This is a genomic window from Mesorhizobium sp. M0909 (assembly GCF_040319515.1).
Taxonomy (GTDB): domain Bacteria; phylum Pseudomonadota; class Alphaproteobacteria; order Rhizobiales; family Rhizobiaceae; genus Mesorhizobium.
This window is the reverse complement of sequence record NZ_JAMYOA010000044.1, coordinates 1-9,817: the sequence shown is the minus strand read 5'-3', so window position 1 is coordinate 9,817 and position 9,817 is coordinate 1. Positions and strand designations below refer to the sequence as shown.

Sequence of the window (9,817 nt, the reverse complement as noted above, 5' to 3'; positions counted from 1 at the left end):
ATGTCCAGGCCGTGAATACCTATGCCGCAAAGGCCCACGAGCAGTCGGTCACCGGCTTCCTGATGAACATCATCCCGCCAACGATTGTCGGTGCCTTCGCGGAAGGCGACATCCTGCAGGTGCTGTTCTTCTCGGTTCTGTTCGGCATGGCGCTCGCGATGGCCGGAGGGACGGGCAAGCCTGTCGTCTCCTTCCTTCAGGCGCTCATCGCGCCTGTCTTCAAGCTCGTTGGCATTCTGATGAAGGCCGCGCCGATCGGCGCTTTCGGCGCAATGGCCTTCACGATCGGCAAATATGGCATCGGTTCGGTCGTGAACCTCGCGATGCTGGTCGCGACGTTCTATTTCACCGCCTTTCTTTTCGTGTTCGGGGTTCTCGGCGCGGTCTGCCGCTACAACGGCTTTTCGATCTTTTCTCTCATTCGCTACATCAAGGAAGAGCTGCTGCTTGTGCTCGCAACGTCCTCCTCGGAGGCCGCGCTCCCCTCGCTCATGCAGAAGATGGAGAAGGCGGGCGCCAGGCGTTCGGTTGTGGGTCTCGTCATCCCGGCCGGATATTCGTTCAATCTGGACGGCACGAATATCTACATGACCCTGGCGGCCCTCTTCATCGCGCAGGCGACGAGCACGGATCTGTCAATCGGCGATCAGGTGCTGCTGCTTTTTTTCGCCATGCTCCCTTCGAAAGGAGCAGATCGCATTACCAGTACTGGATTCGTCACCTTGGCTGCAACGCTCTTTGTCGTCCCGACCGCCCCTTTCGTCGGCATGACGCTGATCCTTGGCGTCGACCACTTCATGTTCGAATGCCGTGCGTTCACGAATCTGCTCAGCAACGCAATGGCAACGCTCGTCGTCGCGCGCGGTGGGCGACCCGGATGAAGTTCGATCGGCAAAGGCCCTCGCGAGCGGACCCTCGGCGCTTTGGTGGCGGAGGATCAAGTCGGCGGCGTTTCGAGGGGCGGTTGCGGCTGGCCTGCTCGCGCGAACGCCGCTCAGGCATTGCGGGCAGGGCACGAAGCCGCCGTAAAGGAACCGTGCGCTGACATCGGCAGCAATAGAGCTCCGCAATTCGCGTACTCCGGAACTGCTGGGGTTCTTGGAAGGTTTTCGAACCTTCTGTCTCGCTCCTCCAGCCGAATTGCATGTGCTTATGAAAGAGATGGGGACTTCAGGTCGCGCTATCGGACAAAATTATCATCGGATACGTTCACTCCCCATTGGGGAGGGCGAGTCAGAAGATCGCTACTTCTTGAGACGCACCCATGAAGGAGACGTGACTATAACGTTTAGTGCCGCTTTATGTGGCCAGACGAGGGATGCTGCCTTGATCAGTTCCGCACAGATGCGCGCGGCGCGGGCGCTGCTCGGAATCGGCCAGGTCAGACTGGCCGAGTTGTCGGGAGGTCGATTACAACCAGACTGACAGCCGCAAGATCGAGGAGCGCATCCGTGAAAAAGACGTTCAGTTGCGCGAACTCCAGCACCGGGTCAAGAACAATTTGCAGATGATCACCGCCCTGATCCGAATCGAAACGCAATGCGGTAGAGCCGGACCAAAAGCGTTTCGAGCGCCTAGCAGGACGTGTCGATACCTTGGCGATGCTCTACCAAGAACTTTCCGGTGACGAACCAAAGGACGAGGTTGATCTCGGCGTCTATCTCAGTCAAATCGCATCGGGAGTCATGACCGCGCATACTACAGAGGGCATCCGGCTCGACATGAGCGTGGACACCTACCCAGTTTCGATGAATGTCGCCATGCCCGCCGGACTGGTAGTGAACGAACTGCTGACCAATGCACTAAAGCATGCTTTTCAAGGACGCGAGGGAGGCACGATCACCCTGCACAGCATCGTTGAGGGTGAAGGCTGCCGGGTGGTCGTCGCCGATGACGGTATCGGCCTGCCAGAAGGCGAGACATGGCCCAAGCACGGTAAGCTCGGCGCGTTGATTGCGCGCTCGCTGATCGAAAACGCCAACGCGCAATTCGACGTGAACTCCAGCCCGAATGAGGGCACGAGAGTAACTATCCTGTTCAGGCGGGCCACAGCAGCCGCCGCCTGTTAGCTGCGTGCTTATGGAGGCGGGACGTTATTTTTCGCTCAGTAGGTTGCCCAGGAGCTTGCCCCAGGTCTCCCGAGTGAGCTCTTGCCATGGAGGGGAGTCCGTTCGCTGCCTGAAAGGGATCGGCTTCGGTCGGCGGATATCTGGGGCAATGGCAGCCGTTAGTTCCGGCCGATTGAACTGGATGTACGGCTGCTAAGGGGATGATGCCGACCTGGCCGCCTTTTCGAGAACCGGGGAATTCAAGCCCGTGTTGCAGTGACTTTGGGGGCGGCTGGACGCCAAAAAAAGAAAGCCAGCTCAGAAGCTCGGCCAAGTTGTGAAGGTCAAAATCGCCATCAGGCATTGAAAAAGGCACGCTCTCATTATATATCTCCGATGCGTCGGAAGATTTATTTAGGAGCGACCATGGCAGCTGTAGCCGAAATGCTGAAGGCAACCGAGGCCGCCGTGGTCTCGCGTGTAAGCCTGCGAGATGTCAATCGCGCAATCGATGAACGCATCCTGCCCGATGCCTTCGTATCGGTTGACAACGGCCGGCACGTCCTGGCTGGAGCCTGCTCCTTCATCAGCTTCTACTTCGAGACCGCAAAGCGTCTAACCTCGGAAGAACGACTGTTTGCGATCAGGACGGTTGAGCCCAAGCTAACACGCTCGCGCTCGCTCGCTTGGGCGGCACTGCTGCGCGAGGACTGGACCGTGCGAGACGACTTTCTAACGATCGATCTGATGCCGTTCCTGAAGAGCACGAGTGAACGTCTGTCCGATCTCGAGGCGGCTCGCGAGATGGTCACGTCGTCGGATGACGTGCTCAGCGGCACGCCCGTTATCCGTAACACTCGCGTCCCAGTGTATGATGTCGCGGCATCCGTCACTGTCGGTCATTCGGTTGAGCGCATTCTTGGGGCCTACCCGAGCCTTGACACGGAGAAGGTACGGCTCGCGGCGATTTATGCAGAGGCGAACCCCCTGCGAGGGCGTCCTCGTACTGGAGACCTTCCAAAAGGCTCCGTCATCACTTCCGATCGCCGTGTTCCGCGTCTTAGGAAGGCGGGATGAAGTTCCTGATCGATGAATGTCTCACCCCCGAGCTTGCAAAAATTGCGCATGGGAAGGGTCATTGCGAGACCAGCCACGTTGTCTGGCTGGGGCTCGCCGGGCTCAAGGACTGGGAGCTCAAGCCGATCATTCTTGAAGGCGACTGGACCTTCGTAACCAAGAACTCGGTGGATTTTAGGGGGCCAAAGGATAATCCGGGCACCAAGGGACAGTATGCAGATGTTGCCATCCACGCAGGGCTTGTTTGCCTAAACGGCCCGCCAGGCATGGATCTCGACATGCAGATCGAACTTTTCGAAATGGCGCTGATCGAGCTGGACGACGATGATCTTGTGAACCAGGTTCTTGAAGTGATCCTCGAAGACGAGGAAACGTTGCGCGTTATCCGTTATGCGCTACCGAAGGAATGATCGAAGCCAACGAGGCAGCAAGCCCGGGGCGCAGGACCGATTTCATCAATGATCCTGCCGTCGTCGCGAAGCGCGAACAGGCACCTGGCGAGACTGGCGCGGCAGAGTGAGACTGTCGCGAACAGACGATAAAAACAAACATCACTTGGGCACGCCGCAGAAAGGTGGCAAGCAGCCCTCTGGTCGCAACAAATGGAAGGCACGACTGGACGACATCGTCGCTATGCCAAAGGTCTTCGCATCTGGTCCGATCAGAAATCCTATCTCGACGCGACGGTCGCCTATGAAGAGACAAAAATGTAGCGCAATCGGTTCACGATCGATTGAAACCATGACCGTTCCTGTGCGGTGCTCAGACTGCCGCTGAGTGCCTGGCCTTTGCACTTTCAAAATATTTATCGAACTTCACCGCAATGCTCCTCACGAAGGGGCGATTTGCCGCCGGTACGACGAAACTGTCGCCTTGCAGTTCAAGCAGTTGAGCAGGATCCTTAAGGGCGATGGAGCTTGCCTGAAGCAGGAGCCTTTGGCCGGCTTGCCCGAAGCTCTCCACCAGATCGACAGCCGAGAAGGCGAAATCGCACATCAGCCGTTCAATGATCCATCCCCGGACGCGATCGTCGTCGGAGAGCACGATGCCGCGCACAGCCGCCAACCTGCCGTCTGCAACCACGCGGCCGTATTCGCCGGTCGAAGGCATGTTCTGCACGTAGCCCTGGCGAAAACGGCTGATCGACGAAGGGCCAAGTCCGATCAATGTCTCGCAGCGATCGTCCGTGTAGCCCTGAAAATTGCGGTGCAAAGCGCCCGCGCGGGCCGCTACCGCCAACGCGTCGCCCGGCTTTGCGAAATGGTCGAGCCCGATTGATTCATAGCCCTCGTCCACAATCGCTCGCGCGGCAAGTCGCGATTGAGCGAACCGCTCCGTGGGACCGGGGAGCCATGCCTCGTCGATCATCGTCTGATGTTTCTTGAACCAGGGCACGTGAGCGTAGCCGAACAGCGCCATCCTGTCCGGTTCCAGGGTGAGCGCCTGCGCCACGGTGGAACACAGAGTCTCCCTGGTTTGATGCGGCAGGCCGTAGAGCAGATCAAGGTTCACGGAATCCACTCCGCGGGAACGAACTTGGTCGACGACTGCCTTGGTCTGCAAAAAGCTTTGCTCGCGGTTGATCGCCTTTTGCACTTTCGGATCGAAATCCTGCACCCCGAGGCTCGCCCGCGTCATGCCGATTTCGGCAAGCGCATCAAGGCGGGCTTCGTCCGTATTGTTCGGATCGATCTCGACGCTGACCTTCGCATCGCCGAGAAAAACGAAGCTGTCCCGCAGCACCGTGCCCAGTGTCAGCATGTCCTCGGGCCTCAGCATCGTCGGCGAACCGCCCCCGAAATGAACTGCGCGAACTCGGCCCTTGCCGCTGACAAGGCCGCCAACCGTCGCGATCTCCGCATACAGCGAGCGCAGATAAGCGGCTACCGGCTCATAGTGGCGCGTCTGTCTGGTATAGCACGCGCAGAACCAGCAGAGCCTGTCGCAATAGGGAATATGCAGGTAAAGCGATATCTCGTCACCGCCTTCGAGCGCCTCCAACCAGCCTCGGTAGACGACAGCATCGACCCCCGTATGGAAATGCGGCGCGGTCGGATAACTGGTATAGCGCGGGACATTCTCGCCAAGTCTGGCAGCTAGCTCCGGTCGCATGTCGTGGTCCACCGTGTTTGCGTCGCCGGAACTGTGGATGCTTGGATGAGCCTAAGCCCTGATTTCGATCAACCTTCAGCACGGACAAACTGCCGCAAGGATTTTTCTACCGTCGACTGCTATCCTGCCTGCACTGGACCGGTAGACCGATCGAATGACATTACGGCAGGATATTCACAGTTCCGGCATTCCCGTTCTTTGCCTGTCTTGCGAGGCACGGCACCGCGGTGTCTGTGGTGCGCTCGAACCAGACCATTTGGCTCGGCTAGCCAAGACTTCGTCGCGGCACAAAATCGAGCCGGGGGTCGAACTGATCGGCGACGCCGAGGCGGTCGACAGCTATTCAAACGTGCTTTCAGGCGTGGTGAAGCTGACGAAGAGCCTTTCGGACGGCCGCCAGCAGATCGTCGGCCTCCAGTTCGCGCCGGATTTTCTGGGACGGCCCTTCAAGGTGAAAAGCGCGATCAATGCGCAAGCGGCAACAGTTGTCTCGCTATGCTCGTTTCCGAGAGCGGCCATCGAACGGATGATGAAGGAATCACCGGAATTTGTGCATCGCCTGCTCAAGCAGACGCTGAACGAACTCGACGAAGCACGCGAATGGATGGTTACTCTGGGGCGCAAGACCGCACCGGAGAAGGTGGCGAGCTTTCTCCTCATGATCGCCCGGAACATCGATTCCAGTGTTAACCCGGCGGCCAGGTCGGCGTGCTTCGAGCTGCCGATGACGCGTGCCGACATCTCTGATTTCCTTGGAATTACAAACGAGACCGTGAGCCGTCAGCTGACCAGCCTGAGAATGGACGGCGTGATTCGGATCGAGAACAACCGCCGTGTCACCGTGGACAGCATGAGCCGGCTGGAACGGCGCTGCGGCGGCCGAGGCGCAACCGCCGTTTGAATGACACCGAAGCTGCATGGCCTCCGTCACCTACTTCGTTCGGGGTAGGGCATGCTCGCGTTGGGCTTAGAAGAAATCGCATAGCGACAGCCCGCTCTCCATCCGATCGCATGAGCCAGGTGCGTTTCGGCCAACTCGTCGGCGAAGCATCCATCCTCGAGGTGCTCGACGTGCAACCAGCTAATGGGGGCAGCATTGGACTCGGCCGAGCTCAGTGCGCCTCATGCGGGAAAATGATCGTCTCCCCGGGCTGAACGAAACTGCGAACTTTGTGTTGCCCATTCCCCTCAAGGCTACGCTACAGCCCTCCGTGAAGATGCGGAAGCGTGATCGCGATCGCGCTGAGCCGATCCGGCTTGATCAGATCTGATATCTGTCAGCAATCGCACGCTCTGCTGGCGGACAAATCATTGGAACGAACAGCCAAGGAGTGACTACATGTCGACACGTTACGCAACCATCATCAAAGACGAAGAAGGACAGGAAATCGTCAGTAACATCGGTCAGTTTGAGGGCGGCCTGCCTAACATTCGCTCCGGCACAGTCGAGCAAGTCGCCGATGGCGTGATGATCGGCACGGTTCGCGGTGGTCCGCTCAATGACCTTGACGGCTGGGGCTTCCCAGAAGGCAGCACGGGCGGCGAGGGCCGGGCCGAAACGATCGCCAAGGCCGGCGCCAAGGTGCTCCGTATCGCCAAGGCTGCCAAGGGCAAAGCCGGCAAGGCTGGGAAGCTGCCTGCACCTGAAGAGCCGGCAGAGCCGTCCACTGATGCGGACGAGTGAGTGACGACGCTACCGCGGTCTACCGACTACTCAGAAGAGGTTGCGGCCCACATCTGCGAGGAGATCACGTCCGGGCGCTCGCTGAGGTCCATCTGTAAAGATAAGGAAACCGATTGGGGCGAATGGTATCGCTTGATGGGCGAGCGCCTGGGCGCAAAAACGATCAACATCGGAGTTGCCGGAACGCGCCTTGCCTATACAGGCCAGAACACGACGCCGGAGCATGCGAGGGCGCTGCAATACTTAGCTACCAAATTTGCAACGGCCATTAAGACCGGGGACTGGAGCGGTCTGATCGCCGCTGCGGAAGCAGATCATGTCGCCGATCCCACCTTAAACGGGGATTTTCGCAGGGCTATCAACAGCGCCACAGCCATCGACTGGGCCAGTGTCGAGGTCTGCCTTTTCAGCTTCGGAACGAATGACTGGTCGGCTGGCGTTCCGCTGGGTATCGATGCGGATACCACCGAAAGCAGCAGCCTTCGCGGGGCGATGAACTTCATCGTCTCGGAAATATCCGCGACAATATCCGAAGATGCATATCGCCTTCGTCGCGCCGCGCTGGCGAAACGCTCCAGCCGACGCTGACACGACGCCTGATAGCAACCTGGGCCTATCTCTCTACGAATATGTCGACGCGATGATCGACAAGGCAAGGAAGCTGAAGGTGCCGGTCTTCGACCTCTACCGAAACGCCGGTATCAACAAGTTCAACTACGCCACGTTCTTGGTCGACGGCACGCATTCGGATGAGGGTGACGTGCGGACGGCCGAGAAAAACGCCGCGTTTCTGGGGTCGGCAGTCTGAGGTATGGTCGAGACCATGGACGAATTCACCCTCACAGCAAATGCCCGAAAATCTGCATCGAAGGGTTGCCGGAGTCCGGTTGAGGGCTGGTTGAGTGGCGCGTAAGTGGCCAAAAATAGAAATCCTCGCCTGCCACTTAGTGCGGCGGTCCGAAGCTGAGTGACTCCCGGCAGGCTTCCGCCAGTTTCATGCTCGCATTCCGGAGTTCCTTTAGATCTTCCCTCTTTGTTGCGAGGGTCTCCTCAAAGCGATTTATCGCCGAACCAACCGTGCCATCGCAGACCATCGGTACTGGCCCCCAATACAGTTCCCAGAAGCGCTGTTCTGCAGCAATTCGAACAGGGTCTTCCTCGCCCCTCGTACAAATCGCTGCGGTGGATGACACAAGTTCGTAGTAGACCGACTGCCTCTTCTCGCTAAAGGGCTTTTGGGCCTCCAATAGCGCTACGCGAGTGGTCTCTCGTTGTTCGTCAGCGTGCCTGATCATTGCCTCTCGCCGCTCATCTAAAAATTTGCGGATGGTTACGATGGCTCCGGCGATAGCGCGCCGATCCCGCCGACGAACTTGAGGGTCACGTCCCAAAATCTTGCTTGACCTTCGGACAAGCCCAGACTGGACCATCCGAAATATGTCCCAGCGACCAAGGCAGCAACTGATAAAGCTGCCACCAAGATGCCCCACTTCAGCATGCCTGATGCGAGTACCGCGAGGATGACCTTCATCGGATCCTTCCCAAGCTAGGCCGCTCTTGAGGCTGCTTGATATGTGGGGTTGTTGGGTAATGTGGGGAAGTCACAGGAGCCGTGTGGAAACTGGCAGATGCAAATGGCCTGCCACAAGCGAAATGACATTCTCTAGGAAGCTCCCGGGATTTCCCCTCGCAACCCAACAACCCCACAAACTGGGGTTTGACCATGTTTGATCGTGCAAGTCGTCCGCCAGGGGCCGCTCTACCTATGGCGACAGTTCCGCCTCCACTCAATCGGGGCGAGTTTGAGAAGGCCCCAGGGGATCATGCGCAAAGTCGCGGAACACTACATCGGAACCGATGAGAGCCGGGTGTTGGAGGAGGCCGCTCGCCTGCTATCCACACTTGAGGCCATGCCCGAGCGGGATGCGATGAAGCAAGGTGAGCGCGGGCCTTCGATTGCGCTACCTTAAAACCTATCCGCACTACGCCGCGAAGAGCAAAACGGTTAGGGGCTTTGTCCGCTCATTCCGCGCTGACGCTGACCATTATCTGAAAAACCGCAGCAAATATGATGACAAGCGAACGGAACGGCCACGCTTCGACCCTGGCTTTCAGTGCCACGTATCATCGAGCTTTGCGGCGGCGAAATTCCGAGCGACAATACCGTACGCCGCGATGCGCAATGATTTGATACCCTCCGGCGAAGGCCGCCTTGCGAGAGGACGGCACGGTAGCGAGGCTGCGCTCTTAAGGTCGCCCTTACGAGCGAAGTTAGCAGCACAGCATGAGCCATGTGACGTTATTGACCGGGCCTGAGCGTCGTCGTCGTTGGCGTGAAGAGGATCAGTGCCGGATATTGGCCGCGGCATTCGCGCCCGGGGCCACAGTGGCGGCGGTAGCGCGTCAGTACGATGTCGCGACCAGCCTGATCTATAAGTGGCGCCGCACGGTGAGAGCCCGCGAGACGGGCTTTGCCGAAGTTGTCGTGGCTCCCGATGAGCCTGTCGCCGTTTCGCGGCCGGCGGCATCCCCAGCGGTGATCGAGCTGGAGGTCGCCGGCAAGGTGCGGCTGCGGATTCCGCTGACCACGCCGCCAACACTGGCGGCAGCGATGGTGAAGGCGCTGGGCGTTTCATGATCCCGGTTCCGAGCCAGGTGCGGATCTGGTTGGCGGTCGGCCGGACCGATATGCGTCGCGGGATGCAAGGCCTCGCTCTGCAGGTTCAGGAGACGCTGGGCCGGGACCCGCATGCCGGCGATATTTATGTCTTCCGCGGCCGCAGCGGCAATCTGATCAAGATTATCTGGCATGATGGGCTCGGCATGTCGCTGTATGCAAAACGGCTCGAGAAGGGCCGGTTTCTATGGCCGTCGCCGGCGGACGGCACGGTTTCCA

At 58.9% G+C, this 9,817-nt stretch carries 10 protein-coding genes and 3 pseudogenes; 11 read left to right on the top strand and 2 right to left on the bottom strand.

The genetic code is table 11. The annotated features are described in order from the left end of the window. From NKH83_RS31145 to NKH83_RS31125, 5 genes and pseudogenes are all read left to right on the top strand, one after another. Nucleotides 1–863 (top strand): annotated as a pseudogene (locus NKH83_RS31145) (cation:dicarboxylate symporter family transporter); the annotation flags it as partial. A 463-nt stretch (nt 864–1,326) separates the two neighbouring features. Next, a pseudogene (locus NKH83_RS31140) lies at nt 1,327–1,404 on the top strand (helix-turn-helix domain-containing protein); the annotation flags it as partial. Between the two features lie 25 nt (nt 1,405–1,429). Continuing rightward, a pseudogene (locus NKH83_RS31135) lies at nt 1,430–2,069 on the top strand (sensor histidine kinase); the annotation flags it as partial. 405 nt (nt 2,070–2,474) lie between these two features. Next, on the top strand, nt 2,475–3,125 hold the full coding sequence (locus NKH83_RS31130) for a DUF433 domain-containing protein (protein WP_352549603.1): 651 nt from the start codon (nt 2,475–2,477) through the stop codon (nt 3,123–3,125). Beyond that, nucleotides 3,122–3,535: a DUF5615 family PIN-like protein gene (locus tag NKH83_RS31125; RefSeq protein ID WP_352808966.1), complete on the top strand. Its 414-nt coding sequence runs from the start codon at nt 3,122–3,124 to the stop codon at nt 3,533–3,535. Before NKH83_RS31130 ends, NKH83_RS31125 begins: the two co-directional genes overlap by 4 nt. Before the next feature lie 352 nt (nt 3,536–3,887). Here NKH83_RS31125 and hemN read toward each other — a convergent pair whose 3' ends face one another. Then, the gene (gene hemN, locus NKH83_RS31120; RefSeq protein ID WP_352721700.1) at nt 3,888–5,237 is read right to left on the bottom strand and encodes an oxygen-independent coproporphyrinogen III oxidase; all 1,350 of its coding nucleotides are present in this window, start codon (nt 5,235–5,237) and stop codon (nt 3,888–3,890) included. A gap of 154 nt (nt 5,238–5,391) precedes the next feature. On the opposite strand from hemN, the gene NKH83_RS31115 reads away from it, so the two are divergent. The 4 genes from NKH83_RS31115 to NKH83_RS31100 all read left to right on the top strand — a co-directional run bounded on the left by NKH83_RS31115 (nt 5,392) and on the right by NKH83_RS31100 (nt 7,729). Then, entirely contained in the window at nt 5,392–6,138 is a 747-nt protein-coding gene (locus tag NKH83_RS31115) for a Crp/Fnr family transcriptional regulator (protein WP_352567104.1), read from the top strand. 438 nt (nt 6,139–6,576) lie between these two features. Continuing rightward, nucleotides 6,577–6,921, top strand: coding sequence for a hypothetical protein (locus tag NKH83_RS31110; protein WP_352721699.1), 345 nt, complete (start codon nt 6,577–6,579; stop codon nt 6,919–6,921). Then, complete coding sequence (locus tag NKH83_RS31105) at nt 6,922–7,509, top strand: hypothetical protein (protein WP_352808963.1); 588 nt, start codon at nt 6,922–6,924, stop codon at nt 7,507–7,509. Between the two features lie 52 nt (nt 7,510–7,561). Then, a complete protein-coding gene (locus tag NKH83_RS31100; RefSeq protein WP_352502741.1) occupies nt 7,562–7,729 on the top strand; it encodes a hypothetical protein in 168 nt (55 codons plus the stop codon). 522 nt (nt 7,730–8,251) lie between these two features. Here the strand turns inward: NKH83_RS31100 and NKH83_RS31095 are convergent. Beyond that, nucleotides 8,252–8,452, bottom strand: a complete 201-nt coding sequence (locus tag NKH83_RS31095; RefSeq protein WP_352753534.1) for a hypothetical protein — start codon at nt 8,450–8,452, stop codon at nt 8,252–8,254. 753 nt (nt 8,453–9,205) lie between these two features. Here NKH83_RS31095 and tnpA point away from each other — a divergent pair. Continuing rightward, nucleotides 9,206–9,559, top strand: coding sequence for an IS66-like element accessory protein TnpA (gene tnpA, locus NKH83_RS31090; RefSeq protein ID WP_031239744.1), 354 nt, complete (start codon nt 9,206–9,208; stop codon nt 9,557–9,559). Beyond that, on the top strand, nt 9,556–9,817 hold a 262-nt coding region (tnpB, locus tag NKH83_RS31085), incomplete at its 3' end, for an IS66 family insertion sequence element accessory protein TnpB (protein WP_352808960.1). The genes tnpA and tnpB, both read left to right, overlap by 4 nt.